Source organism: Ohtaekwangia sp., from assembly GCF_036568665.1.
GTDB lineage: Bacteria > Bacteroidota > Bacteroidia > Cytophagales > Cyclobacteriaceae > Ohtaekwangia.
This window is the reverse complement of the sequence record NZ_DATCSD010000218.1, coordinates 1-26,120: the sequence shown is the minus strand read 5'-3', so window position 1 is coordinate 26,120 and position 26,120 is coordinate 1. Positions and strand designations below refer to the sequence as shown.

Here is a 26,120-nt window from a genome sequence, read left to right as displayed (position 1 = left end):
TCTTGTGCCGAACAAAGTATAACGTTACCTTCGCGGCACCTAAACGAGCATTATGGATTTAAAATACGTTCCGCTGAATGACCTTCATGTAAAACTTGGAGGCAAGATGGTTTCTTTTGCCGGATTTAATATGCCGGTTCGTTATTCATCTGATATTGAAGAGCACATGGCTGTTCGCAACAGCGTAGGTGTTTTTGATGTGTCGCACATGGGAGAGTTTACATTGAAAGGTCCTAATGCCCTGGATCTCATTCAACGCGTTACCAGCAACGATGCCTCCAAGATCGTAGATGGTCAGGCACAATACTCTTGTCTGCCAAACGAGACGGGAGGTATAGTAGATGATCTCATTGTATATAAAGTAAAAGACAATGATTACCTGCTGGTAGTAAATGCGGGTAACATTGAAAAGGATTGGAACTGGATCAGCAAGTTCAACACAAAGGGTGTTGATATGAAGAATATCTCGGACGACATTTGTCTGTTTGCTGTGCAGGGACCGAAAGCTGCCGGGGTACTACAGAAGTTAACCAAGACTGATCTGAGCACTATCAAATATTATCATTTCGCTATTGATGAATTTGCCGGAGTAAAAGATGTGGTGATCTCCAACACAGGATATACCGGTGCCGGTGGTTTTGAAATATATGTGAACAAGCAATACGCTGAGAAAGTATGGAACGCCATCTTCGAAGCCGGCAAAGATGTTGACATCAAGCCGATCGGTCTTGGTGCGCGTGATACGCTTCGCCTGGAGATGGGCTTCTGTCTCTATGGCAATGATATCGATGATGCTACTTCTCCGCTGGAAGGTGGCTTGGGATGGATCACGAAGTTCACAAAAGATTTTACCAACGCTGCTGCACTGAAGAAACAAAAAGAAGAAGGTGTTTCTAAAAAGCTGGTTGGATTCAAGATGGTAGATAAAGGTATACCTCGTCACGACTATAGTATTAAAGATGCAGCTGGTAATGTGATTGGTAAAGTAACTTCGGGTACCATGTCGCCAGTTTTAGGTATAGGTATAGGACTTGGTTATGTTACTCCGGCTCTTGCAACTCCCGATTCGGAGATATTTATCGATGTACGTGGGCGTGCGTTGAAAGCACAGGTAAGCAAACTTCCGTTGATATAGTACATCACTATAGCAATTGAATAAAAGGTTCACAAACTATATAGTGTGAACCTTTTATTTTAGCCATTAACATTCAACATTAAACTTTGAACCTTTAATCATTGAACATGAAAACCATCGATGTTTGCCTGAGTCCTGAGCTGATGCATTTATATACCGTTCAGGATCGCACGGTTGTGGTGGTCGATATACTTCGTGCAACTTCGTGTATGACTACAGCTTTTGCACATGGTATAGCGAGTATAACTCCGTTCGCCAAGCTCGATGATTGTCTGGCACTGAAAGGCAAAGGATACTATACTGCAGGAGAGCGCGATGGTAAAAAGGTGGAAGGTTTTGATCTGGGTAATTCTCCTTTCGAGTATATGGAAGAAAAACTCAAAGGACAAAAGATAGCTTTTACTACTACCAACGGCACGCAGGCTATCGCTAAATCTGCAGGTGCTAAAGAGATTATCATTGGTTCGTTTCTGAACCTCTCTGCCGTTGTAAATTACCTGTTAAAAGGTGAGAACAATGTGCTGGTGGTATGTGCCGGCTGGAAAGGCAAAGTAAACCTGGAAGACACCTTGTTTGCCGGGGCGCTTGTTGAATTGATGAAAGAACATACTCAACCAGATTGTGATGCTCCTATAGCTGCACAGCATCTCTACAACGCTGCCAAGAATGATCTGTTTGATTTTCTGAAAGACTCCAGCCATGTAAAACGTTTAGCTAAACTGAATATCTATAAAGACATTCAGTATTGTTTAACACCAGATCAGTATAGTGTTGTGCCTGTGCTGGAGGATGGAGTGTTGATTATATAACTCCTGCCAAACTACGGCTTCTTTGTAATCACTAAAACTTTACTCTTCTGCAGAGAATCAATTCTCACATTGAAAGTATAATTACTGCCGAGCGTATCTACAATTGATAAAAATTCTTTTGGAGAATACGCTTTGTTGTTAATGATCACTTCTTGAAAATCCGCATTGGTCCTGGAGTTACGTATACTGTTAAGCAGGCTCTCTTCCTCCGACTTATCCAATTGATGCGCAGGTAGTGTATAGCCTTCTTTCTCCTTTATAGTATACTGATCCTTCTGTGATTTACAGCCTGATAAAATCACGAATAAAATTATGAAGTATTTCATAGTACAAACTTTATAAACTATGCAACATTTGCATAGCCACACCGATTCATTAATAGTTGCGTTGTTGCATCAGCAGGATAAAAATAGACACTTCCGTTACTGGCAGTTATAACCGTGCCCCAAACAAAACAATCATTCCCGTCATACATATATCCTCTTTTTATGCCAGGATCCGCCTGTGAAGTTCTTGAAGCCGCAGATGCCTTCAAATTTTCCGGGCTATTCTGAATAATGACTGATGATAATTCTCCTGTCTCCGCATTAACTGCTTTCGTGACAGTTAGCTCATTTGATACAATCTCTAAGGGTGAGGTGGATTTGATTATTACAATATAGTTCTGAGTATCATCGGAGCTTCTTCCATTGGTAGTAGTCAATGATGGGAATTTCAATTCAAGTGTATTGATCTTTGTCTGCGTTTCATCCTCAGAACAAGAAATTATAATTCCCAACAACAGGCTTACCACAAGAAATTTAACTTTTAGCATTTTCATCTGCGTTTAACTTAACGGATTGTTCTTTCTAACATTTTCCAAATATAGCGCGCGGTTATCTGCGAAGCCGTTTGTAATCGGATAAGTTCGGATATAAACAAAAACGCTGCACTCTATAAAAATGCAGCGTTGAAAAACCGTATAATCTTTACTTCTCTCTAAACCCTGATATATACCTTCTTCTTATCCATAATATACCCTACTAACCAGCACGTCAACATAAAGAAAACGGCAAAGAGGAAGGAGGCGTTGATCGGGCTCGCAAAACTGCCCAGGAAGTCGCGGTATATCCAATGCTGCAGGCTCGCATTTTTTACCGGTATCAGGTATAGCGTTATCAGTAATAATTCTGAGAGCAGATAGATCGATAAAGGATTTCTTCCGAATACAACAAAGAAGTACGTCCACTTTTGTTTCTTCTTTATCTCTATCAAAAACATCAGTATAGGCAATATCAAAAGATCCAGCCCCACCGTTAGCAGCACAAAAGAACTCGTCCAGATTTTCTTATTGATCGGGAACACCATATTCCACGTAAGCGCAAGAAAGATCAATACAGCTCCGGCCATTAAAAGTTTGGCAATGGTCTCGTACGAGTTACCATGCTTGCGTATAAAATCTCCTGCGAGATAACCGAAAATAACATTTACAATAGCAGGCAATGTGCTGAGTATACCCTCGGGGTCGAATGCTACACCTTCACCATGGTATAAATGTTTTTCACCGAGTATAAGAAAGTCGAGTGCGTTTCCTCCGTAGCCAGCCATGCTATACGGATCGTTCGGATCGCCATAGATATATAGCAGCAGCCAGTATCCCAGTAGCAATACTACGCTAAAGGCAACGGCTACTTTTTTAGATGTATAGTGCAGCACAATAGAAGCTATCAAATAACACAATGCAATGCGCTGCAGTACGCCCAGTATCCTGGTTTCGCTGAGAGGTTTCCATCCGCCAGATTCAAAATCATAAAACGGGAACCAGTACATTAAAAAGCCCAGCAGAAAAATGATGAAGAAGCGCTTAAGTGTTTTACGCCAGAATACATTATCGCCCAGCGATTCATATTTATACATCACAAATGCCATAGCATTACCTACAGCAAACAGAAAGGATGGAAACACAAGATCGGTGGGAGTAAATCCGTGCCAGCGTGCATGCAGCAACGGAGCGTATGCAATACTCCAGTCGCCCGGAGAATTTACAATGATCATAAAACAGACAGTCATGCCCCGAAAAACATCGAGAGCAAGGAAGCGTTGGTTTTCTGCCATAGCGGTGTAGGTATTAGGCCTTTGCTAAACTCAATTAATTTTTCGAGAGCTCCAAGTGCACACAAGCACATTTTAGGAGAAACTATAAATCCGTTATAAGCGGAAAATTTATACCCTGAATGACTTACTTCAATTTTTCATTCTGTTTGTGGCGGTCTTTATCGCGTTGTGTTTTCTTTTCAATGTTCTTCTGAAAAGCTTCGGTCAGGTTTATACCGGTTTGATTCGCCAGACAAATCAATACCCACAATACATCGGCCATCTCATCGCCAAGATCTTTATTCTTATCCGATTCTTTTTCAGATTGCTCGCCATAACGTCTGGCCATGATGCGGGCTACTTCTCCTACTTCTTCGGTAAGTATAGCCATGTTGGTAAGCTCATTGAAATAACGCACACCTGTTGTATTGATCCACTGATCTACTTCCCGTTGCGCCTGCTCGATCGTCATATATATAGATGTTAGGGTATAAAAATTAATCTGCCAGTTCTTCAAAGTCAATATCCAGCACTTCGTAGTTCTTCCAGCCTATAAAATCATAGTGCCACCACTCAGAGCTGTTTACTTTAAAACCTTGCTTCTTCATCACATCAATAATCAATGTGCGATTCTTTTTTACCTCAGGATCGCTCACCGGGGAAGAAGGCCATGCTTCTTTTTGAAAGGAATCATATCCCGTGGGCATCTTCAGTTCTTTGCCGGTCTTCAGGTCTATCAACGTCATGTCAATAGCACAACCCCGATTATGGCGCGAGCCTCTATAGGGCGAAGCAACATACGTGGTGTCTTTATATACTTCGTAAAATCGAACGGTGGCTTTATACGGACGATAGGCATCGTATATCTTTATACCGAGTCCTTTCTTTTGCAACTCGGCCTGCGCCCGCTGCAACGCTTCGGCTACCGGCTTACGAGCGTAGGCTTTGGCCATGTTGTAGATCTTCTCTCCCGTAAAATTGTTTGTTGTAGCATAGCGTATATCCAGCACAATGCCAGGTATAAATTTCTCCAGGTCTATCAATTCTTTATTGGGGTTTTGCTTTACCGTAGCTTTATACTCTTTCAGGTTGGTAGCTTTCAATCCATATTTATACTGTGCATGCACTGCAATAGCCATCAGTATAAAAAACAGCGTATATATTTTTTTCATTGTCATTTCAAAAGTTGCTTGTATAACATAACGTTCTCAGCATCGAAACAGCAAAAGATAACCTTTACTATAGATGTATTCTCCTGCAGAAATTTTTCAACGGCAGCTATTGCAATTTCGGCTGCGCGCTGCTTCGGGAAACCATATATACCGGTGCTGATGTTGGGAAAGGCAACGGTATGAATTTTATTTTCAACCGCTACTTCCAGCGAACGACTGTAGGCACTGGCCAGTAATTCTTCTTCATTTTTATGCCCGCCATTCCACACAGGTCCAACGGTATGGATAACATGTTTTGCCTTCAACTTTCCTCCACTCGTAATAACAGCATCACCGGTTTTACATCCTCCCTGCCTGTTTCGTATCGCTTTACATTCTTCCAGTATCTGCGGCCCGCCCGCACGATGTATAGCGCCATCTACACCTCCTCCTCCCAGCAAACTGCTATTCGCAGCATTCACTATAGCATCCACATCAAGTTTAGTGATGTCTCCTTGTATCAGTTCAATACGACTCATACTTTATTCTTGGTATCGATGATGATGGTTACAGGACCATCGTTCAGCAAATTTACTTTCATATCAGCGCCAAACTCACCCGTCTGCACCGCCTTGCCCAATGCTGCCTCTACCGACTTTACAAATCTCTCATACAACGGTATGGCTATATCCGGTTTGGATGCTTTCAGGTACGATGGCCTGTTTCCCTTCTTTGTGCTGGCATGCAGTGTAAACTGACTTACTACAATTATATCTCCACCGTCTTCTTTTACACTTACGTTCATAACGCCAGCTTCGTCATTGAATATACGAAGGTTTACGATCTTGGCCGATAGCCAATCGATATCTTCCTGTGTGTCGGCATCTTCAATACCTACCAGGATGAGCAATCCTTTACCGATGGAAGCCTTTACTATAGTATTGATGGTAACAGAAGATGAGGTTACCCGCTGAACAACTGCGATCATGTGAATTGAAGATAGAAAATTTTAAAATTGGAAAATTGGAAAATTGCAAGATTATAAAATTCTCCTATAACTCTTCCCATTTAAAATTAAGGGAATTATAGCTGTGTACCAATGAGGAAAGCTATAAATGGATGAATCAGAATGACTGGAGGTCTTGTGATTCGTGGATATGTATACCGGGTTTTTCCAGCGAAGCTAACTGAAGCATAGCCTTCGCTACTTTGGATGATTGTATCGCCTTATACTTTTTAGGAATCAGGAATCCGAATATTTTATATACCACCTTCGCGGCATCTTCTCCCGTACGGTGCTCGGTACGTGGGCCTAACAATAACGAAGGTCTGAAAATGTGTACTGTTTCAAAGCCGGTAGTACTCACCGCTTCTTCGATCTCGCCTTTTACCTGGTTATAGTATACCGATGCACTGCGACTCGCTCCTAATGCCGACACTAACAAAAACTGTTTGGCACCACGTTGTATCGTAGACTTCGCGAGCAATAAAGGATAGTAAAAATCTACCTGGTAAAAATTTTCTTTAGAGCCCGCTTTCGCCATGGTTGTGCCAAGGCAACAGAACACATCGTCTGCCTTGAATTGATCGAGGGATTCACCAAGCTTTGCAAAATCGATCTTGAGTTGTTTCAGCTTCGGATGCTCAGGAAGATCCTGCCGTGTAAGTGCCACTACTTCGCTATAGCGATCGCTGTTCAACAAGAGTTGTAATAGCTGACTTCCTATTAAGCCGGTGCTTCCGGCAATCAATGCTGTCTTCATGCCGGACTTAGCTGAGATTTCTCCCACAGTATAAATTTATTGATCTCTGCACCGAACGATGCAAAGACAGACATGAGTATACCCACATCATCGGTAAGTCCGGCACCGGGAATCCAGTCCGGTAAAAAATCAATGGGATTGATAAAGTATATAACAGCAGCCGTGATCAGCAACAATGGCTTCCAGGGAATCTCACGATAATGTCCCAGCGCATAAGCTTTCAGCAATCGCCCCAATGTAAAGAACTTGTCTTTCACATCGGTTGTCTTTACTTCTTTCCAGTTTACAGAACGAAGTTTAAGCGCCAGCTTCGATACAAGCATTACCAGTCTGCCTTTTTTACCCAGTATACCGGAAGCTTTTTTTACGGCAATGTCGAAGAAAACATTTTTGGCCATACGCTGCTGTTTATGTTGCTGAAAACAAAAAGCGTTCCTAGAAGGTTCGCTGTATTTCTTTCTTGAGTTCGGTGAGTGCGTGAGCGATCGGATCAACCGCCTTTGTTACCGACTTCTCAAATATTTTCTTAGAGAGATCAAGACTGGTTGCTTCCACGGGCATCTCGCTGGAGGAATCATTGATCGTAACAATCAGGTCTTCCTTCGCATTCTTGATATAGCTCCATATCTCTTCACTCATATATACCTGCTGCGAAGCGTTGTGATTATATTCATTCCTGATCTCGCTCAGCAGTAACTGGTGAAACTCGCGTGCTGCCATGCCGGGAGCGTTGAGGCGTACCAACAGGTTCTGCGGAGAAATGCGCTCCAGGAAAAGTGTCATTCGCTCGTACGCCTGCAGGCGACTGGGCAATACGGTCTCGATACTTCTTCCGCGAATTTCAAGTTTCCTCAACTCAATTTCCTTTTGAACATACGTGCGCACCAACAGGTAAGCAAGATACAGGACAACAGAGGCAGGGATTAAAATTTTACCAAATTCGATCAGGGCGTTCATAAATCTTTGCGCGTGGATTGATTTTAAAAACCAAATATCATTAAAAATGACGGAGTTTTTAAGTCCGGAAGACGGAAAGACCGAAAGTCAGGGCATCGCTTGCTAAAGACTCCCGGTCTTCCCAACTTTCCGACTCTTAACGCCATTGTTATTTCGCGATTGTTCCACACTTCCATGAACCCGAAAAAGCTGAGAGGTGTTTAAGATGCGAACGAAGAAAGTGCTCCATGTTTGATAATATTCAACCCGTAACGATCAGTGCTCGCGCTGCAGAAGAAATTCAAAAGATTATGCAGACCAAGAATATTCCTGCCGGCTATGGACTACGGGTGGGAGTAAAAGGTGGCGGCTGTGGTGTTTCCCTGCTCATTGGTTTTGATAAACGCAAAGAGTCTGATCTCGCCTATACCATTTCAGATATACCGGTATATATCGACAAGCGTCATACGATGTATGTGATTGGCAAGGAAGTAGATTTTTTCGAAGGTGAAGAAGCGCGCGGTTTTATGTTTGTTGATCCCAGGCAACCTGTTTCAAATACTGATCAATAGCGCTATACCGTGAAGCATATACCCGACACGATCTATACTATCGGGCACTCTACACATTCGCTCGAATATTTTCTGGAATTACTTCAGGCTCATCACATCACCTGCCTTGTAGATGTTCGCAGTCTCGCGGCCAGTCGGTATAATCCGCAGTATAATAAAGATACTTTTTCTGCTTTCCTGAAAGGGAATGGCATTCAATATCTACATTTCGGCTATGAGTTTGGCGCACGACAAACAGCTGCTGAGTTGCTCGACCATGAAGGGCAACTTGATTTTGAAAAAGTAAGAAATGCGTCTCACTTCAAAAAAGGTGTTGATCGCTTACAACAAGGTATAGCAAAAGGCTATACGATTGCACTGATGTGTGCCGAGAGTGAACCATTGGATTGCCACCGGTTTGGAATGGTAGCAGTAGCGTTGGCAAGAAATGGTTTTGATGTATTGCATATACTGAAAGATAAAACGTTAAAGTCTAACGCAACACTTGAACAGGATCTGTTAAAGAAGTATGCTAAAAAATTACCCACAGCCGATATATTTACTCCTGCGATCAGTCATGATACTCAACTGGCCGCTGCTTACCGACTGCTGAACAAAGACATTGCGTATGCTCCCGGTGAGCTCGATGAATGATCGATTTACCAATGAAGATCAATATACTCGGAGCCTCCGGAAGTGGTGTAACAACGCTTGGGCTGGCACTCGCAGAAAAGCTGCATATACCATACTTTGATAGTGACCTATATTTCTGGGAACGATCTGATCCGCCTTTTACAATCAGGCGAGATGCCCAGCAACGAAATCTACTTATCAACAATGACATGGGGAAATATAGCCGATGGATATTGGGTGGGTCGGTAATAAACTGGGGCGATGATTGGATGCCTGCCTTTGATCTGGTGATCTTTCTCTGGATTCCTCCACAAATTCGTATAGCGCGATTAAAGAAACGAGAGCTGGAACGCTATGGAGAAGTTATCTATACCAACCCGGAACGGAACATTCAATTCAATGAATTTATAGCCTGGGCTTCGGGCTACGATAACGGCATGGCCCGAGGACGAACATTGAATGCGCATGAAACATGGATGAGCAAACTCACCTGCCCTATATTGAACATCCGGGAAGATATATCGGTAGAAGATAGGGTAGATATAGTTATTAAAAAGATTGTAAATTCCGGTCTTTACCTGTAAGTCTTTGAAACAGTATAAAATCCAATCCGGCCTGCTGGATCGCCAACGCGATCTGATTGTCGCACCAGACTACATTGCGTTTGACAACAATGAATTGAAAAGTGCCGGCCCCACCACTATATACAAGCAAGATATAAAAGATATCAAGCTGTTTGCAGAAGCCATTCGGTGGGATTTACTATACGTAGGACAAAAATATACGCTGGCGGTAAAAGATCAACACGACAAGGTATTGGTAATTCGCATGAAGAATTTTTTTGGTCTGCGAAACCACTGCAGGCAAACTTACGCGGAGATAACAAGGCTGGTATGGGAATACTATCTTAAAGATATTGTTGATCAATATCTCATCCGGTTTTATGAGCACAACGAAACGCTGACTGTGGGCAACCTTATTATACACCACGATGGCATCGCATTAGCTGGTAGCAAGGTAAATTTCGATTGGCCGGAAATTGCATTTAAACCTTATACACGTTTCTGGGTTATATCAGCTCCCACTAAACCGGAACATGCTATACACCTCGACCGCACCGATTGGAATACAGCGATGTTATCAAGTCTGATCGAAACTATATTGCAAGAGCGAAAAGGCAACCAGAATCTGTGAAGACTGCCCTAAAAATTCCTGACCGCGAAGCTATCAAGCAACAGATACGCGAGAATATACAAGCAAAAACTGTCGATCCGTGGAACACATCAGACGAGCTCAACTTCCTAGTTCAAAACATCTCCTTTATACCTTCGCAGGCATTTTCCAACCACCCAATCATTCTTAAAAATTCGTGGAAGAAGAAAAATGAATATATACTGCCGGGTGCCGTACTGTTATTCATCATCTATGTTATGATTGATAGTCCACAATTTTTGAAGAGTTATTGGATGTGGATTGCTATCTCTGCATTAACGCTCGGATGTATAGTATATTTCCGTAATTCCTTCGAGAACAAAATTGTATTGGAGATCAGCAAACAAGGTCTCTTGCCGGAAGGCTCTGCAATCATTCCCTGGAACGAAATACTATACCTGTATTTCAAAACCACTAAACACGAAAGGTCCGCAGATGATATGTTGTTGGTTATACTGCTAAGGAACGGTTACGAGTACGAAATAAAAATCAACGACCTGGAATGGCCACAGAAGAAATTAGGATATATATTATTCCTGTATATGAGTGAATTTAATTGACGTACGTGATGCTATAGTATCAAAATTCGCCATGTCGCCATTGCGGATTACATCCGTGTGATGCTTGAAGCTATGCAACATCCATCCGATGGCGATCTAAATCAAAGCACTTCACCTCTGCTATAGCACGCGAGTGGACTCCGCATAGGACTCGCAGCATTTTTAGCATATATAGCACGAGTAGAATGATGACGTGCTCATATCAACAGCATCACCATATATTAAGCGTTCCAACATTATACATACCTACAATGCCTAACATGTAGGTATATACTATATTCAATAATTTACCTTATGTATAGGGTGGATTAGACACCTATAAATTTTTAATTGGGCAATTGAGTAAGTTCCGGCAAAACAAACTATTATTACTCACACCTAATACAAACCTTATCATGATAAGAAAACTTTTAACTCTATTTTTAATTGCAGATTTTTTATTCGCACGTTGCTCCGACTCAGAAAATATTGCTTCATCTAGCATCACGGTATCACAACTATCCAACGATATATCTCTCACCGAGTATATTCAGGAAACAACATCATTTGCTGATTTCACTGTAAAGGAAGGTATAGATGAGGATAAGCTAATAGAAGATTTATCGAACATTTCATCTACTGAAGATTTCAACTCAAAGATCAAAGCCTATTTTCAGGAGCCAGAAGCAATCATTGAGAAGTTTAAAGATCTACAACGTAAATCTTCTAAATTCTGGGAATCAAACAAATCTCTAAAGCAACAAATAGATCGTGATCAAGTCTTACAAAGATCAATTGATGCTATACTCTCAAAAAGTAAAAAGACTCAATCAACAATAGCCAGGAAAGATCCCTGCCAACAACAATATGACTCTGACATTCAAACATGCCAGGAAGGTTCTTATGCAGCAGCTGCGTTTTGTGGATTACTTTCACCAACTCTGTTAGGAGCCTTGGGTTGTGGTGCTGGTGTACTTGTTGGCGATGTTGTTTGTCACCGAGCAGCCGAAAGAGATAGAAAGATATGTTTAAACCCTGCCTAACTCAACCACCTATAACATGAGTATTGAGAACAAAATTAAAACGCTGGAGTATATTAGCTATATGTGCGCCGTTATTCCTGTATTCTTCATGAATCTTACTTTTATTTTTATTGCAGGGAGTTTTGGCCTCGTACTACAAATTTTGATATACAAACTGTACAAAGCAGAAAACAGAGCTACAGAGTATATAGTCAGGAAATTTGGATCACTCCTGGTGGGAACTATACTTATACTGCTTCTTATCGTTTATAAATACATATAAGAAAAGAATCAATACGTCTTCGTCATATCCTTTGGAATGCAGATGATATAATCGGCTGTGCCTTTGTTGGCGTCTTCCAGTTTCTCGATTGCATCTTGCTCTACCGAATGGATGGTAATAATCTTGATAGCAGGCTCCGCTTTTTTGAGATACCAATTTATACCTTCAAAATTCTGTGAATGATAGGAGCCATTAAAATGCAGCGTAACGGTTCGTTTATTTTTGAGTATAAAATACGCCATGGTTGCATCCTTCACCGCTTGCGACTTGGCCATGTTTTCGCTATTGGCCGCAGGCTGATGTCCGCCCATACTCATCATACCTTTATAGCCGGGCAATGAAAGATCTATCTCAATAGGTAAAGGCGCTATCCAGTCTTTTGCAGCAGCCGGCAATGTCTACAATGATTCTATACCCTTGCGATATACCAGGTTCGCATATCGTCTCGGTATATTTGTGGCTATAGCGGGGAGCTTTTTCTCTTTGGCAAATTCAATGAGTGGCTTATAATCATTTTTATAGTTATCCCAAACCTTCGCTTCGTTCAGCAGGTGTCGTTCTTCAATGGTGCCATCGAGGTATTCGTTCAACACAATCTGGTCATCAGCTTCAAACATTTCAAAGCCTAAAGCGAGATCAGGTTGCTGGGTATATAAATCTTTCGTTACCTGTAGTTCGAGCCAATGATCAATAGAGTTGTCGTGTAGCTCTCCAAACAACACAACACTGGACTTACCAGCTTCTTTCATCATCTTGTCGTACGAAACCTGCTTGCCGTCTTTGTTGAATATCTGATAAGCAGGTTTATCCTGAGCCTTTGCAGTTACTGAAATTACCAACAAGAGTATAAGTATAAAACGCATGGGCGTATAGGGGAAAAGATTACTGCGAGTCAATAATAAAAAGATACAGGAAATATACCTTTATCAGATATATATCCTGTATCTATCTTTTCTTGGTAATGATTATGGATGCCCGCCTGCACTTGCCCCCTATAGGAGGGTTGAGCTTGGAAATTTTCAGTTCCACAACTTTGGCTGCGGGCAATGCTTTCAAAACATCGTTCACAATTTTATCGGCTACTGTTTCCAGAAGTTTGGAAGGCTTGTCCATCTCTTCCTTTACAATGCGGAAGAGTGTTTCATAATTTACCGTGCCCGCAAGATCATCGTGCTCTGCGGCTATACCAAAGTCTGTATCTACCGCTATATCTACTTCAAACCAATTGCCCGATTCACGTTCATGCGGATATACTCCGTGAAAGGCATGAAACTCGAGACCCTCGAGCGCTACACGTCCACTCATGCAATCTCGTCAAAGAAAGATTTCATTACTTTTTTAGCAGGCACTGGCGGTGGTGTTAATACCACTTCTTCCAATACAGGTTCCGGCTCAGGAAGTAGAATTTCCCTTACAGGTTCTTTTTGGATAGCGGGCTCTATCGCTATAGGTTCTTTTGCTGCAACTGGTTCCAACGGTATGGTTACCGGTTTTTCGTACGACAGATTCGGGAAGGCTATTTTTTTGGCTTCGCGTTTCGCCATTGCCAGATGCTGGTCCGGATTAAAATCTTTACTGTGCGTGCGGGCGCGTTCAACGCGATCCATAGTATCGGCAGCGAGGCGCTTCAGATCAGCGAGTAAATCTTCGCGATTTGACTCCAGCTTTTTATAGTTCTCTACCATCAGCTTCAGGCGATCTTCCATTTCGGCTACAATCTCCTTGGCGCGCATATCTGACTCTTCGATGGTATCGCGTGCCTTTGTTTTGGCTTCATGCATAATGGCATCGGCCTTCATCTGCGTTTCTTTCATGTGCAGATCTGCAGCATAGCGTGCTTGTTCAATTACATTGGCACCGGTATCTTCTGCTGTCTTCAAGGTTTTGTACAGAGAACTTTCTACTTCGCGCAGTTTGGTTACTTCACGTTCAGTGGCTTCGAGTTTTATACGAAGCTCTTTGTTCTCATCCATAATGCGTTCCCATTCCTGCGACAGCGTGAGCAAAAAAGCGTTGACTTCATCTGTCTGATATCCGCGGAAGTTCTTCTCGAACGTCTTCTGGCGGATTTCAAGTGGTGTTACTCTCATAATTACTAAAGTTTAAAAAATGATATTCCAAACGGAAATGGTTCGATCATCGCTGGCACTCACCAGTTGATCATGATGGCTGGTCCATAAAACCTTGTTCACCGAAGTTCCATGCCCTGCGTGCCGCGCGCGGTCTATAACCTTGAGCAGCCGAAGCTCATCCAACTTCCACACTTTTAAGGACTTATCCATGCTACAAGTTACGAAATGTTTATTATCCGGGCTAAAATCGAGGTGATTTATCGCATACATGTGTGCTACCACCTCTTCTACCTGCAGATAATTTACATTCACGTCCCATACTTTTAACCGTGCATCGCGCGAGCCACTCATCAAAAAATGTCCATCCGGAGTAAAGCGAATGGTAAATACAGAGTTAGCGTGCGCCTGCCAGGCATGTTTCAATTGCAGGTTTATATCAAATATCCGAATGAAGTTGTCGCTATACCCTATAGCGATATCTCCATTGCTGGGATGGATCGCGATGGTACGCGCACTTTTTTCAGAGGACTGATCTTTTACCAGTATACTCAGCGATGACAGCGCGACTTTTATAACCGTACCATCACCGGTTGCTACGAAGAGATCGTCCTTGTGCGACTGTATGTCGAAGATTGAAGCCGTTGTTAACTGTAACGATCCAACTTCACTTTTATTCTGCCAGTCCAGCACATGAATGCCATCGTAATTATGCCCGGCCACCAACAGGTTACTTGCCTGGTGATGATGCAGTGCATATACCGAGTTGGGCAACTTGGCAATAAGCTCACCGTTCTCCGGATTGTTTAAATTCCATGCCACTACCATGCCATCGCCTGCACCTGAAAAGAAAAGGTTGTCTACACCGGAACGTTCCAGTGTATAAACACAGTCGCGATGGCCTGTGAGTGTATGAAGTTTTGTTACTTCCGTCTTCAACATCCCTGCATTAAACGGCCAAAGTTCTAACTTTCGGGGTGTTTTTTAAAATTATTATTGTTTGAAGCACAAACTATACTGAATGGCTTTAGAGGAAATTACTATAACTGGCAATCGCGGCTGGGCATTGTGGAAGATTGAAGAGGATGAAAACGCCTTGCGTGCGCTGGCCGGTACCGTTGATCAGCCTCCTGCTACTGTACACAACACTAAAAAACGTCTGGAGTGGTTTGCCGGAAGAGCGGTGGTAAAAGCAATTATGGAACAGCTCGGACTTCCCTTCAAAGGCATTGTGAAAGATGAGTTTGGTAAACCTTTTCCGAAGGCGTATGACTATCAACTTTCGCTAAGTCATTCTTATCCGTATGTAGCGGCACTGGTTGATCGCGATATATCGGTAGGTATAGACCTGGAACAACCGAAAGACAAGCTTCTGCGTGTAGCCCCCCGGGTATTGCATCGCGATGAGCTGGCCGATGCAGGCGATGATGTGATCAAGCATTGTATATACTGGTGTGCGAAGGAAGCACTGATAAAAGTATATGGTAAAAAAGATCTTACACTGGCAGAAAACCTTCTGATAGGCCCGTTTACGCGGGAAACAGCGGGTAACATTCCTGGCAGAATTATTGTCAATGATATAGAAACGATAATACCTTTATACTATAAGGTTTATCCAAACTTTGTAGTGGTATTTAACAAACGCAATGCATTATGAGAAAGCTCGCAGGTCTATGGGTTATAGGTATACTCCTGGTTGGTTATACAGCACACGCACAAACCGTACAGGATTTTAACCTGGTAAATGTACTTACCGGTAACTCTGTTTCATTGAGCACTTATCCATCGTGCTCAGGTGTTGTGATCATCTTTACGACCAATGCTTGCCCTTACGATGAATATTATCGTGCACGCATCACAAAGCTTTCGCACGATTACCATGAGAAGGTACCTGTGCTGCTGGTAAACTCCAATCCTGATCCGACAGACTCCAACGATGCCATGGTAAAGAAAGCACAGCAGGCAGGAATTACTATACCATACCTGGCCGATAAAGATCAAACCCTGATGAATGCTTTGGGAGCGACCAAAAGTCCATCGGTATATTTACTCAAGAACGATGGCGGTAAATTTACTATTGTATATAAAGGTGCTATAGATGATAATGCACAAGTAGAGGCCGATGTGCGCCATGCGTATTTGAAAGAAGCGATCGATCAACTTCTGGCAGGCCAGGCTATTCCAACAGGAGAGGTAAGGCCGGTGGGGTGTTCTATCCGGAAGAAGTAAGAGATCAGAAGTAAGAAGCCAGTAATGAGAAGTAATTATATCTATACTTACTTCTTACTCCTGGCTTCTTAATTCTATTTTCTATATATCCATAGAATCATATACAATTACCTTCTCCCACAGGTGAGAGTAATTTTCCACGAACTTCTTGTGTATAGGATGTACCTGGTAAGTATCCTGACCGGCTACATCATCGAAGAAAATTAATTCAGAAGCGCTATAGCTGTTATCTACTACATCGCGTTTCTCGGTGCTGGCAGGCACACCAATATGTATGCTGCGCACGGTTTCAATTTTCTTCAGTGTGTTCAGTCCTTCAAGGAGTTTAGCAAGATCTTCTTTGGAGTCACGATTCTTCAGCCAGAAGAACACGTGATGTGCTAATTGTTTTTTCTCTTTTGTTTCCATAGTTGTTAGTGACATACCGGAAGCCACACCTGCGGTGAGTACTGCAGCACTGGCCATGAATGTTCTGCGGGTTTGAGCCATACGTTCCGTATTAAAATAGAAAATTCATTTGCCGGTGAAAATACAAAAAATAGTTGTGCCTACGGATCGCTGTTTATACAACCGGGCTTCGCGTGATGTGTACTGCGCTAATTATTCTGTTATCTCAATGCGATTTCCTTCCGGATCGAGAACAACACTTTCGTAATAGCCATCGCCTGTGGTGCGTGGTTCGCCTACTATTTCATAACCATCGGCACGAAGCTGTTCGGTAAGATGGTCAACCGTTTGTTTACTTCCGGTAGATATAGCGAAGTGGATGAGGCCGGTGAATTGCCGGTAAATATCATTTTCGCTCACAGGTATACCGGGCATTTTCATAATCTCCAGGCGACAGCCATTTTCAAAACTCAGAAAGTAGGATTCGAAATTCTTTTTGGGATTGAAGTATTTTTCTCCGGATGTTGCCTGGAAATATTTCTGGTAGAATACTTTCATTTTTTCCAGGTCGGTTACCCAGAGGGCCAGGTGGTCTATTTTCATATATAGTCAAAATTTATTTCCCACAGATTTCACAGAATTACACAGATGAATACCAAGTCTCCCGCATGAACGGATGAACGCAGAAAAGCTAAGAAATTATTCTGCGAAAATCTGCGGGAGACAAAGTGTATACAAACTTTTTATGCGTGTGTGCAAATCCTTCACGGGTATAGAATGCGTGCGTGGATGTGCGGCTTACGTTGGCGGTTACTTCTACCTGCAGAAGGGCTTTCTCGCGGGCCCACACTTTTATAGCATCGACTAATAACTTTCCTATACCGTGGCTGCGCATTTCTGCTTTCACAAATAATTCCTGTATCTCTCCTACTCTGCCTCCGTGATGCAGTAATAATTGAGAATGGCAACTGATGTATCCTACTACTTCACTTTTTGTTTCTGCTACCAGGTAACAATAGTCATCCTGCCGAATCACTTCCCGGTATATATTTCGCTGCTGCTCTTGATCAAGTATAGTTTCTTCCAGCTCGTTGATAAAGCTATAGATAACAGGAAAATCGTCCTGTGTTGCTTTGCGGATAATTATACTTTCGGCCATCAACTACTTTTTCTGCGGATAATAAAGCAATCATTAAAATTCTCCATCCCAATCTTAGGATAGTATTCCACTGCATCGGGAGCTGCGAGTAAAATTAACGATGCATTTTCTCCGGCTATATCGCGTGTACGCTGAATAAGTTCTTTTCCTATACCTTGCTTCTGATAGTGTACATCTACTGCGAGATCTGACAGGTAACAGCAATAGGAGAAATCACTCAACGCCCGCGAAACACCCACAAGCTTTTCACCATCCCACGCAGTGATGAGTATATTAGCATGCTTCAGCATCCGGCTAATACGACCTTCATCGTGCACAGGTCTGCGCCTGGCCAACGTTGAACGATCCAGCACATCCACAAACTGCTCTGCGGAAATAATTCTGTTATCGTGATAGGTAATAGAAGACATGGAGAGGGGTTATTTTTAATTAACAACGGACTATATGTATACATCGGGCCGGTGAAGCTCCATATAGTTTTGCGGAGACTTCAGCGGCTTGAATCCATAGCGTTCGTATAGTGTGTGGGCATCGCGCGTTACCAGCACCATACGTCTGAATATCTTAAACTCTTCTATACCGAAGATAAAATCCATTAACTTTTTTGATAGCCCTTTTCCCCGGTATGCTTCGTCAATGAAAACATCGGCCAGATAAGCAAACGTGGCGTAGTCGGTTATTAATCGCGCAAAGCCAACCTGCTGCTCACCTGTATATACACCAAAGCAACAGGAGTTTTCAATGGATCGCTGCATCACATCAAGCGGAACACCTTTCGCCCAATACGTTTGTGTAGAAATTACGCGGTGTACATACGGCACATCAATACGACTTCGATCTGAGCTGAATACAAAACCGTTATATACTTCCTCTTTCGCTATCATGCCTGTATATATACTATTTACCAATCTTCAATACAATCTTCCCGAACTGTTCTTTATTCTCCAGGCGCTGAAAAGCTTCGTTTATTTGCTCCAATGGAAACACCTTGTCGATAACCGGTTTAATCTTACGACCTTCTATGAAGTCGAGCATCGATAAAAATTCATCGCGGGTTCCCATGGTTGTGCCATGAATAGAAAGTTGTTTCCAATAGAGTAAACGCGTAGCTACTTCGGTAATGTTGCCGGCTGTGCGTCCAAAGTTTACAATTCTTCCGCCCGGCAGTGCAAGCTCAATGAGTTTTCCGAACTGATCACCTCCGGCACTATCAATAATTATATCGAAGCCTCCGGTTTCTTTCTGTGCTTTTGTATGCCACTCCGGATCTTTATAGTTGAATCCTCCTATAGCACCGAGTGCTTTTGCCTTCTCAATCTTTTCGTCCGAGCCGGAAGTAACATATACTCTTGCCTGGTATGCTACAGCAAACTGAAGCACCCACAATGCCGCGCCACCACCTATACCGGTGATCAATACTTTTTCCTTCGAACGAAGCCGCGCTTTTGAGAACAACGCTCTATACGCAGTAAGACCCGACAACGGTACGGCTGCTGATTCTTCGGAAGTGAGATGCTCCGGCTTTTCGAAAATATACTTCTTGGATATAGCGAGGTAATCGCTGAAGGTCCCGTTGTCAGGGAAACCGAGTATACGAAACTTGTCGCCCTGCACTATGGGATTATCGCCCCACTCGAGGCTCGGGTTTATTACTACCTCCGCTCCCACCAGCATCGGGTCGGCATCTTCGCCTACATCTTCAATGACACCACAACCATCAGAACCCAACACTATACCCTCCGGAAAGTGCTGTGCCTGTTCCTGTACAACCCACAAGTCGCGATGATTGAGTGCTGCATGATGCATGCGTATCAGCACCTGGTCTTTTACCAGCCTGGGCTTTTTAAAATCCTGAACTTCAACCGGGTAATCTTTGCCTTTGAATAATACGGCTCTCTTTTTGGATCCAAACATAAACGTCATATCAAAAAAAGAACCTCATCCTTCTACAACTTTCTCATTGGTAAGAGAAAGCAGTAAGGATGAGGTCCAAACATTTTTTTCTCTTTCGCTATTATACGTGAATGATATAATTCCAGCCGTATTTATCGGCCTCTGATCCCATACGAATATCATTCAATTTCTTTTTCGCGCGAAGCTGGAAGCTGTCGGGGCCTGCTGCCGGGATCGTCAGGTCATGTCCTTTGATCTTGATCACCGCGATAGGCGCCACAACGGCTGCGGTACCTGTTCCGAAGGCTTCGGTTACAGAACCATCTTTCAAGCCGGCTTCAATCTCATCGATGCTCACTCTGCGCTCATCTACGTGCACGCCCATATCTTTGGCCAGTGTAAGTATAGTATCGCGGGTAACACCATCAAGAATAGCGGTAGTAAGTTTAGGGGTAACCAGTTTACCGTTGATAACGAACATGACGTTCATCATACCAACTTCATCTATATACTTGTGTTCTTTGTGGTCGGTCCAGAGAATCTGGTCGAATCCTTCTTCGCGGGCAATCTGTGTCGGATAAAATGCACCACCATAATTACCGGCACATTTTGCAAAACCGGTTCCTCCTTCTGCTGTGCGCACATAGGTATCTTCTACTTTCAGACGATACGGTTTTGCCTGGTATGCTGCCACCGGACTGTTGATGATGATGAACTTGAAGTGATCGGCTACTTTAACACCGAGTCTCGCTTCGTACGCAAACATGAACGGACGAATATAGAAGGATGAACCTTCGCTGGTAGGTATCCAGTCTTTATCTACTTCGATGAGAGAACGCAGTGACTGCATAAACATTTCTTCGCTGAGCTGCGGCATACACATGCGATCGAGTGACCGGTTGAAACGTGCATGGTGTCTCTGCGGACGGAATATATTTATGTTGCCATCGTTCATATAGAAGGCTTTCATTCCTTCGAATACTGCCTGACCATAGTGAAGTGATAGCATGGCCGGGCTCATCAGTATATCTCCAAACGGAACAATTGCAGGCTCATGCCATTTACCATCTTTATAATCGGCCACCACCATGTGGTCGGCAATGTACTTTCCAAATTCCAGGTTATTGAAATCAACTTCTTTGATTCTCGATTTCGCAATACGCTGCACTGGGATTGAAGTCGTTAAAGTTGTCATGGTCTTAAAAGTTACTGGGTGAAATTTCACAATTATTGGCGACATATCCCGGCCTGCTGCTATATTTTATGCAGCAAACCAAAAATCTTTTGTAATCCTCAAAAAGAGCAAACTTAATTTCGCAAAGTTGTCAATTTAAATAGTTTGTATGTGTACTGATGTCGTTGCGAATGTGTGTCTGATGGCCTGATACACTTCTGTGAGAACATCAAATGCAAGTTGCCCATCCGCTTCTTCCGTCTGCCAGTTCGATATTGCTGCACGAATAGCCGGTATACCTTTATATAGTGTGGGGGTAAAGAATACACGTCCATCATCGCGCACTGCGTTCAGATACGCACGAATATCATCGAACGTTATACCGGCATGCTTCAATGTAAAGCATACTACATTCATGCGCACCGGTGCCAGCAATGTAAATTCTGCTGATGCTTTTAATTTCTCGCCCAGGCTATACGCCACATCGCAGTTGCGCTCTACAATCTCGCGATGCCCTTCGCGACCATACGCTTTGAGTGTGAACCACGATGGCAACGCGCGCCACCTGCGCGAGTTCTCGGGTGTATAGTGAAAGTAATCAGGACTCTTCTCTGGGTCGCCCAGGTATGCAGCACTATTCTGAAATACTTTCAACTGTGTTTTCTTGTGTCGGGTAAATTGCATCGCAGCATCATACGGCACGTTGAGCCATTTGTGTGCATCGATGGTAATACTATCGGCAAAGTTTATTCCCCTCATCAGGTGTGCATAGCGCGAAGAGAGCGCTGCAAAACCACCGAACGCTGCATCTACATGCAACCAGAAAATATATTTCGATTTTAATTTTCCAATCGCTTCAAGGTCATCGAAGTCAACTGTATTTACTGTGCCTGCATTGGCTACTACCAATACCGGTTGCTGAGCTGCTTTCAGCTCACGTTCCAGCGCAGCAATATCAATGGCTTCGCGATCGGGAAGTGTATCGATACGCACGAGTGAGTTTTTACCCAGCCCCAATATAGCCATCGACTTTAGTATACTGGAATGTGGTGTAGCACTAAATACCTTTATAGGAGATATACTATACGCTCCTTCCACGGCAATATCTTTACCCTGTTGCTCTCCTATCCACTGGCGACCCAACGTCAGGCCTATCTGGTTTGATACCGTTGCACCAGTAACAAAACTGCCAAAGTATATTTCATCAAGGCCGAAAAGCTGTTTGAAGAAATGTATCGTTTGCCTTTCTACCTGTGGTGCTATAGAGTCGTTGCTGCCACAGGCGTTCTGATCGTATGCGCTCACGAGCCAATCGCCTGCCACTGCAGCGGGTGTAGAGCCACCGGTAACAAACCCAAAATAGCGAGGACCTGCACTGTTGGTGATCTGGCTTGCATAGTGTTGTTTGAAATATTCCAATGCCTGCACAGCACTCGTTCCTTTCTCCGGCATATCTTCCAACACCAAGTCGGGTATATTTCGTCCGGGAGGAAAAGATTCCTGCTGCTCTAAATATACCTGCGCCAGCTGAACCGCGTGGTTCAGTATATCTTTCTGTTGTTGTTTATCGTGTTGTAAAAGCGGATGCATATATACTTCGTGGATTAGGGTTTGAATAACACATCGTGATTCTTTTTCATGGCCTCGGCTATCCTTGCTGAATCTTCGTCTCCGCGTTGCTCCAGTTCATGCACAATATTGCTATAGCTTTCGCGATCACGATTCTGCGACAGTTTGTACGTTGCTTCCAGCCGGGCAATATTGATCTCGAAGCCCACTACTCCCTGCATGGCTTTCCGTATATAGTCGGCTGATAATTTTTCTGCAGTAACAGGATTAGCGGAAGCTTGCTCGTACTTTTCCATTAAATGTACCAGCGAATGATACAGATCATCGCCCTCCAAAACTTTCAGCGTTCCATAGGCATGGGCCGCTATATAATTCCACGTAGGCACATTCTTGTGATTATACCACGAAGAAGATATATAGGTATGCGGTCCCTGAAAAATGGCCAACACCTCAGTTGCTGTTTGAAAACTCTTCCATTGCGGATTAGCTTTCGCAACATGACCACGCAGTTTATCGCCATCCTTCGATAACTCTAAGGGTATATGTGTAGCCATCAACGCGCCCGCATGCTGGCTCACCAGAATACCAAAACCATTTTGCCGGATAAATTCTTTTATCTCCGGTATATCAGCCTGCTGAAAATACTTAGGGGTATACATGGCTTCAATTTTCCGGTTATGTACGCACGGCTGCAGCAACGCTATCGAGCAATCGCCTGTGATAATTTACCTGGCCGAGGTGATACGTAAGATGCGTGGCAAGGTGTATCAGAAAAAACTCGGTTGATGTTTTCTCTGCCAGCACCAGCATGGGATATTCACTTTTTAATTGCTCCTCACTTAATGTATCCAGCACCGGGCCAATCATGGTGATGGTGTCATCGATCTTGCGCAACAGCTCTTCTTTAGCTATGCCTTTGGCAGAGAACTCCAGATCGCGATTGCGTATATAGCCCGTGTTGCCGAGTGTAGCTCCTATATAAGTATTCAGGTTCCCCACCAGGTGCAGGCATAAATTACCGGCCGGGTTCGCTATATCTTTATCTACCTTCCATAGATTTGATTCCTGTTTATACGAAGCTATCTCCTGCCTGAGTTTAGACAGATCGCGATGGAAGATTGTTTTCAAAACCTGTGTTACCATGATACAAAAGTTTAGTCTGCTCTATTTATATACTTACTAGTAGATGCACTCCAATCCTTTACCTACCGGCTGAACCGAAGCAATAACTTCCTGTCGTGCCAATGCATTGTGTGTGCGCTCGATGACCCAGCCCACCAGGTCGATCGCAGCCAGGCAACCGGCCGCTGTCGCTATATTTCCATGAATAACGAGTGGTTTTTCTTCCACCACTACGCCAAAAGATTTCAGTTCATCTATAGCGGTGGGATATGTGGTGGCTGAAATTCCGTTGAGTAATCCGAGCCCTGCGAGTATCAATGAACCTGAACACATCGAGCAAATCAGTTGTCGCTCCGGATCAAGATCGAAGCGCTCCAGGTATGCAGTATCGCGCATTAACTTACGTGTGCCGGGGCCGCTTGCAAAGAATACTACATCTGCCGTAGCACATTCTTCTATTGTGCCGTGGGTTTGCAATGGGAGACCGGTTACTGAAGTATGTACTTCCTCGGTGCCTACAATCTTTACCGTCCAGCTTGAGTCAATCAATCGAAGGCGATTGAAGAGATCCCACGCGAGATATACATCTATATCCGTAAACTTATCAAATGCAACGATGGTAATGATTTTAGACATGGAGAGGTGGTTTTTAAGGTGGTTGAACTATATATACCGTATGAGCTATAATCAGCTCACGCTATTTCCCTTCAGGTATGCTGCGCCAGAATCTCGCTGATCATGAGCAGGTGATGATCGTCATGTTCTGCATCAAAGAAAGCAAGATCGATTGGCGTCATGCGCTGCTTCAATCGCGGGTGGATAGAAGATACCAGCAAGTCTTCATCACGCAGGCTGCTATATTTCGCCAGGTGCTTGAGGCGGCCCTCACGAAAGTACGCGATCACATCCTGCACGGACATCGCGTTGTAATCGCGCGGCTCAAATACAGCTGGTGCCATCACTTCTGCTCCCTGCAACATCTGGTCGATCCGTTGTGAAGCCACTTCATCTACTTCTGCGAGGTGACCAATGTTTTGTTTCACACTCCACTTATCGTTCCATCGCTCCGACAGAATTTCATCTGCTATACCTTTTACTTTCGCTTCCATGCGCCACGCAGTACCACTGAGTCGCTCCAGGTAAAACGGAAGCATACCGGAAGGTAAACCGAAAGTGAATTGACGATCGAACCAGGCAAGTTTCTTCATGTTTACGTTTTTTATTCTCCTTTTTATATTCTCTTTCCCAAAATTACCAGACTTCTTTTTATACCGTCAAGCTCTGCTATATCGGGGAACAATCCCCATTGCTCAAAGCCTGCATGTTTAAATAATTTCAAGCTCGGTTCGTTGTGTGCAAAGATGAAACCGAGCAATGTGCTAATGCCTATACCTCTGCATTTTGTAATGGTTTCTTCCAAAATCTGCCTGCCTAATCCCTTACCTCGCTGCGAAGGATCAAGATAGATTGCGATCTCGGTAGTAGCCTGGTAAGCCGGGCGACCGTAAAACGATTTTATACTTACCCATCCTGCTATATTTCCCGCTGCATCTTCTACCACCCACAACGGTCGGGCTGGTGAATGTGTCTCAAACCAATGCACTCTGCTCTCTACTGTTACGGGTTCTGTATCAGCTGTAACCATACGACCTGCGATGGTGGTGTTATAAATAGCAACGATCGCGGGCAGATCCTGTATCGTTGCATCACGAAATTGTATCACGCTATACTCTTCTTTAATAACCAGTCTGTTTGTTCATCTTGCCCCAACACAAAAGTGTGAGCACCAAATTTTTCAAAACCATATTTATTATAAAACGAAACGGCCCGTGCATTATGCTCCCACACGCCCAACCACACTACTTCATACCCCGCCTCCTGTGCATACTCCAGGCATGCCTGCATCAACGCATTGCCTATACGCTTGCCCAGGTGCGACTTGGCTACATAGATCCGGTGTATCTCTAATGCACGATCGCTGCCTAACTCTGACAGTGCTTCGCCTTGTCGTACTTTCGCATAGCCGATCACTTCATCATCTTCTTCTGCTAAAAAGAAAACGGTATCTTTTTCTTCCAGTTCCTGCTGCAGTTTCTCTTTTGTAAATGTAGACGAAAGATACTGCTCCATATCTTCAGCAGTATTGTGCTCGTCAAACGTTTCGCGAAAGGTTTGTATCCCTAATGCGCATAAAGTTTCTGCATCTTCAAAGAATGCATTCCGGATGGTAATATTTTTCATAACGCCAATTCCATTTTTATATCGCTTCGTTTATAGGTGCCATCCACCGGCACTTCAATAAAGCCCAACCTTCTGTACAACCCGATGGCTGTAGCCAGACTGGTATGCGAGTATAATATAATTTTATGTGCCCCTAAAGTGCGAGCTTTTGCAATGGCAGCTTCTGCGAG

At 43.5% G+C, this 26,120-nt stretch carries 37 protein-coding genes and 1 pseudogene; 10 read left to right on the top strand and 28 right to left on the bottom strand.

The annotated features are described in order from the left end of the window. The first annotated feature begins 52 nt into the window (after positions 1 to 52). Together gcvT and VIN08_RS12335 are read left to right on the top strand one after the other, a co-directional pair. The gene (gene gcvT, locus VIN08_RS12340) at positions 53 to 1,135 is read left to right on the top strand and encodes a glycine cleavage system aminomethyltransferase GcvT (RefSeq protein ID WP_331965238.1); all 1,083 of its coding nucleotides are present in this window, start codon (positions 53 to 55) and stop codon (positions 1,133 to 1,135) included. 107 nt (positions 1,136 to 1,242) lie between these two features. Beyond that, positions 1,243 to 1,944: a 2-phosphosulfolactate phosphatase gene (locus VIN08_RS12335; protein ID WP_331965235.1), complete on the top strand. Its 702-nt coding sequence runs from the start codon at positions 1,243 to 1,245 to the stop codon at positions 1,942 to 1,944. Positions 1,945 to 1,955: 11 nt separating this feature from the next. Here the strand turns inward: VIN08_RS12335 and VIN08_RS12330 are convergent, their stop codons facing one another. The 10 genes from VIN08_RS12330 to VIN08_RS12285 all read right to left on the bottom strand — a co-directional run bounded on the left by VIN08_RS12330 (position 1,956) and on the right by VIN08_RS12285 (position 7,888). After that, positions 1,956 to 2,270, bottom strand: coding sequence for a hypothetical protein (locus VIN08_RS12330; RefSeq protein ID WP_331965233.1), 315 nt, complete (start codon positions 2,268 to 2,270; stop codon positions 1,956 to 1,958). Between the two features lie 17 nt (positions 2,271 to 2,287). Continuing rightward, positions 2,288 to 2,764, bottom strand: a complete 477-nt coding sequence (locus VIN08_RS12325; RefSeq protein ID WP_331965230.1) for a hypothetical protein — start codon at positions 2,762 to 2,764, stop codon at positions 2,288 to 2,290. A 158-nt stretch (positions 2,765 to 2,922) separates the two neighbouring features. Beyond that, positions 2,923 to 4,038: an acyltransferase family protein gene (locus VIN08_RS12320; protein WP_331965227.1), complete on the bottom strand. Its 1,116-nt coding sequence runs from the start codon at positions 4,036 to 4,038 to the stop codon at positions 2,923 to 2,925. Between the two features lie 124 nt (positions 4,039 to 4,162). After that, complete coding sequence (locus tag VIN08_RS12315; RefSeq protein WP_331965224.1) at positions 4,163 to 4,489, bottom strand: nucleotide pyrophosphohydrolase; 327 nt, start codon at positions 4,487 to 4,489, stop codon at positions 4,163 to 4,165. A 25-nt stretch (positions 4,490 to 4,514) separates the two neighbouring features. Then, the gene (locus VIN08_RS12310) at positions 4,515 to 5,189 is read right to left on the bottom strand and encodes a M15 family metallopeptidase (protein ID WP_331965221.1); all 675 of its coding nucleotides are present in this window, start codon (positions 5,187 to 5,189) and stop codon (positions 4,515 to 4,517) included. A 2-nt stretch (positions 5,190 to 5,191) separates the two neighbouring features. Next, positions 5,192 to 5,707, bottom strand: coding sequence for an O-acetyl-ADP-ribose deacetylase (locus tag VIN08_RS12305; protein ID WP_331965218.1), 516 nt, complete (start codon positions 5,705 to 5,707; stop codon positions 5,192 to 5,194). Continuing rightward, a complete protein-coding gene (dtd, locus tag VIN08_RS12300) occupies positions 5,704 to 6,156 on the bottom strand; it encodes a D-aminoacyl-tRNA deacylase (protein WP_331965215.1) in 453 nt (150 codons plus the stop codon). Before dtd ends, VIN08_RS12305 begins: the two co-directional genes overlap by 4 nt. A gap of 136 nt (positions 6,157 to 6,292) precedes the next feature. Continuing rightward, positions 6,293 to 6,958 (bottom strand): NAD-dependent epimerase/dehydratase family protein, encoded by a 666-nt coding sequence (locus VIN08_RS12295; protein ID WP_331965212.1) that lies wholly within the window; start codon positions 6,956 to 6,958, stop codon positions 6,293 to 6,295. Continuing rightward, the gene (locus tag VIN08_RS12290) at positions 6,928 to 7,329 is read right to left on the bottom strand and encodes a YkvA family protein (protein WP_331965209.1); all 402 of its coding nucleotides are present in this window, start codon (positions 7,327 to 7,329) and stop codon (positions 6,928 to 6,930) included. The genes VIN08_RS12295 and VIN08_RS12290 overlap by 31 nt, the downstream gene beginning before the upstream one ends. A 37-nt stretch (positions 7,330 to 7,366) precedes the next feature. Then, positions 7,367 to 7,888, bottom strand: coding sequence for a hypothetical protein (locus VIN08_RS12285; RefSeq protein WP_331965206.1), 522 nt, complete (start codon positions 7,886 to 7,888; stop codon positions 7,367 to 7,369). Positions 7,889 to 8,115: 227 nt separating this feature from the next. Here VIN08_RS12285 and VIN08_RS12280 point away from each other — a divergent pair, with 227 nt between their 5' ends. From VIN08_RS12280 to VIN08_RS12255, 6 genes are all read left to right on the top strand, one after another. Then, positions 8,116 to 8,439, top strand: coding sequence for an iron-sulfur cluster biosynthesis family protein (locus VIN08_RS12280; protein WP_331965203.1), 324 nt, complete (start codon positions 8,116 to 8,118; stop codon positions 8,437 to 8,439). 9 nt (positions 8,440 to 8,448) lie between these two features. Further along, positions 8,449 to 9,072, top strand: a complete 624-nt coding sequence (locus VIN08_RS12275; RefSeq protein WP_331965200.1) for a DUF488 domain-containing protein — start codon at positions 8,449 to 8,451, stop codon at positions 9,070 to 9,072. Continuing rightward, positions 9,069 to 9,635 carry an adenylate kinase gene (locus tag VIN08_RS12270; RefSeq protein ID WP_331965197.1) on the top strand — a complete coding sequence of 189 codons (567 nt, stop codon included), beginning with the start codon at positions 9,069 to 9,071 and terminating at the stop codon, positions 9,633 to 9,635. The genes VIN08_RS12275 and VIN08_RS12270 overlap by 4 nt, the downstream gene beginning before the upstream one ends. 4 nt (positions 9,636 to 9,639) lie before the next feature. Beyond that, positions 9,640 to 10,245 carry a hypothetical protein gene (locus VIN08_RS12265; RefSeq protein WP_331965194.1) on the top strand — a complete coding sequence of 202 codons (606 nt, stop codon included), beginning with the start codon at positions 9,640 to 9,642 and terminating at the stop codon, positions 10,243 to 10,245. Further along, complete coding sequence (locus VIN08_RS12260; protein ID WP_331965191.1) at positions 10,242 to 10,823, top strand: hypothetical protein; 582 nt, start codon at positions 10,242 to 10,244, stop codon at positions 10,821 to 10,823. Before VIN08_RS12265 ends, VIN08_RS12260 begins: the two co-directional genes overlap by 4 nt. Positions 10,824 to 11,218: 395 nt before the next feature. Further along, positions 11,219 to 11,845: a hypothetical protein gene (locus tag VIN08_RS12255; protein WP_331965189.1), complete on the top strand. Its 627-nt coding sequence runs from the start codon at positions 11,219 to 11,221 to the stop codon at positions 11,843 to 11,845. A 270-nt stretch (positions 11,846 to 12,115) separates the two neighbouring features. On the opposite strand, the pseudogene VIN08_RS12250 reads toward VIN08_RS12255, so the two are convergent. The 4 genes and pseudogenes from VIN08_RS12250 to VIN08_RS12235 form a co-directional block, all read right to left on the bottom strand. Next, positions 12,116 to 12,856: pseudogene (locus tag VIN08_RS12250) on the bottom strand (ChaN family lipoprotein). Positions 12,857 to 13,052: 196 nt separating this feature from the next. Then, the gene (gene folB / locus VIN08_RS12245; RefSeq protein ID WP_331965186.1) at positions 13,053 to 13,412 is read right to left on the bottom strand and encodes a dihydroneopterin aldolase; all 360 of its coding nucleotides are present in this window, start codon (positions 13,410 to 13,412) and stop codon (positions 13,053 to 13,055) included. Next, entirely contained in the window at positions 13,409 to 14,197 is a 789-nt protein-coding gene (locus tag VIN08_RS12240; protein WP_331965183.1) for a DivIVA domain-containing protein, read from the bottom strand. Before VIN08_RS12240 ends, folB begins: the two co-directional genes overlap by 4 nt. A gap of 12 nt (positions 14,198 to 14,209) precedes the next feature. Next, on the bottom strand, positions 14,210 to 15,118 hold the full coding sequence (locus VIN08_RS12235) for a WD40 repeat domain-containing protein (protein ID WP_331965180.1): 909 nt from the start codon (positions 15,116 to 15,118) through the stop codon (positions 14,210 to 14,212). 79 nt (positions 15,119 to 15,197) lie between these two features. Between VIN08_RS12235 and VIN08_RS12230 the strand changes: the two genes are divergently transcribed. After that, entirely contained in the window at positions 15,198 to 15,833 is a 636-nt protein-coding gene (locus VIN08_RS12230) for a 4'-phosphopantetheinyl transferase family protein (RefSeq protein WP_331965177.1), read from the top strand. Beyond that, on the top strand, positions 15,830 to 16,405 hold the full coding sequence (locus VIN08_RS12225) for a redoxin family protein (protein WP_331965175.1): 576 nt from the start codon (positions 15,830 to 15,832) through the stop codon (positions 16,403 to 16,405). Before VIN08_RS12230 ends, VIN08_RS12225 begins: the two co-directional genes overlap by 4 nt. A gap of 81 nt (positions 16,406 to 16,486) precedes the next feature. On the opposite strand, the gene VIN08_RS12220 is transcribed toward VIN08_RS12225, so the two are convergent. From VIN08_RS12220 to VIN08_RS12155, 14 genes are all read right to left on the bottom strand, one after another. Next, positions 16,487 to 16,894 (bottom strand): Dabb family protein, encoded by a 408-nt coding sequence (locus VIN08_RS12220; RefSeq protein WP_331965172.1) that lies wholly within the window; start codon positions 16,892 to 16,894, stop codon positions 16,487 to 16,489. A 111-nt stretch (positions 16,895 to 17,005) separates the two neighbouring features. Next, a complete protein-coding gene (locus tag VIN08_RS12215) occupies positions 17,006 to 17,395 on the bottom strand; it encodes a VOC family protein (protein WP_331965169.1) in 390 nt (129 codons plus the stop codon). Positions 17,396 to 17,483: 88 nt separating this feature from the next. After that, a complete protein-coding gene (locus VIN08_RS12210) occupies positions 17,484 to 17,951 on the bottom strand; it encodes a GNAT family N-acetyltransferase (RefSeq protein WP_331965166.1) in 468 nt (155 codons plus the stop codon). Further along, on the bottom strand, positions 17,951 to 18,361 hold the full coding sequence (locus VIN08_RS12205) for a GNAT family N-acetyltransferase (RefSeq protein WP_331965163.1): 411 nt from the start codon (positions 18,359 to 18,361) through the stop codon (positions 17,951 to 17,953). Before VIN08_RS12205 ends, VIN08_RS12210 begins: the two co-directional genes overlap by 1 nt. A 30-nt stretch (positions 18,362 to 18,391) precedes the next feature. Beyond that, entirely contained in the window at positions 18,392 to 18,835 is a 444-nt protein-coding gene (locus VIN08_RS12200) for a GNAT family N-acetyltransferase (protein WP_331965157.1), read from the bottom strand. 13 nt (positions 18,836 to 18,848) lie between these two features. Next, complete coding sequence (locus VIN08_RS12195) at positions 18,849 to 19,865, bottom strand: zinc-binding dehydrogenase (RefSeq protein WP_331965155.1); 1,017 nt, start codon at positions 19,863 to 19,865, stop codon at positions 18,849 to 18,851. A 100-nt stretch (positions 19,866 to 19,965) separates the two neighbouring features. Further along, positions 19,966 to 21,039: a branched-chain amino acid aminotransferase gene (locus tag VIN08_RS12190; RefSeq protein ID WP_331965153.1), complete on the bottom strand. Its 1,074-nt coding sequence runs from the start codon at positions 21,037 to 21,039 to the stop codon at positions 19,966 to 19,968. Between the two features lie 135 nt (positions 21,040 to 21,174). Then, on the bottom strand, positions 21,175 to 22,608 hold the full coding sequence (locus VIN08_RS12185; protein WP_331965151.1) for a pyridoxal phosphate-dependent decarboxylase family protein: 1,434 nt from the start codon (positions 22,606 to 22,608) through the stop codon (positions 21,175 to 21,177). 14 nt (positions 22,609 to 22,622) lie between these two features. Beyond that, positions 22,623 to 23,246, bottom strand: a complete 624-nt coding sequence (locus VIN08_RS12180; RefSeq protein ID WP_331965148.1) for an FMN-binding negative transcriptional regulator — start codon at positions 23,244 to 23,246, stop codon at positions 22,623 to 22,625. Between the two features lie 16 nt (positions 23,247 to 23,262). After that, positions 23,263 to 23,730 carry a DUF1572 family protein gene (locus tag VIN08_RS12175; protein WP_331965145.1) on the bottom strand — a complete coding sequence of 156 codons (468 nt, stop codon included), beginning with the start codon at positions 23,728 to 23,730 and terminating at the stop codon, positions 23,263 to 23,265. A 36-nt stretch (positions 23,731 to 23,766) separates the two neighbouring features. After that, positions 23,767 to 24,345 (bottom strand): DJ-1/PfpI family protein, encoded by a 579-nt coding sequence (locus VIN08_RS12170; protein ID WP_331965142.1) that lies wholly within the window; start codon positions 24,343 to 24,345, stop codon positions 23,767 to 23,769. Between the two features lie 71 nt (positions 24,346 to 24,416). Next, entirely contained in the window at positions 24,417 to 24,917 is a 501-nt protein-coding gene (locus VIN08_RS12165) for a DinB family protein (RefSeq protein WP_331965139.1), read from the bottom strand. A 23-nt stretch (positions 24,918 to 24,940) separates the two neighbouring features. Then, positions 24,941 to 25,432, bottom strand: coding sequence for an N-acetyltransferase family protein (locus VIN08_RS12160; protein WP_331965136.1), 492 nt, complete (start codon positions 25,430 to 25,432; stop codon positions 24,941 to 24,943). After that, positions 25,429 to 25,950, bottom strand: coding sequence for a GNAT family N-acetyltransferase (locus VIN08_RS12155; RefSeq protein ID WP_331965133.1), 522 nt, complete (start codon positions 25,948 to 25,950; stop codon positions 25,429 to 25,431). Before VIN08_RS12155 ends, VIN08_RS12160 begins: the two co-directional genes overlap by 4 nt. Positions 25,951 to 26,120 lie beyond the last annotated feature (170 nt).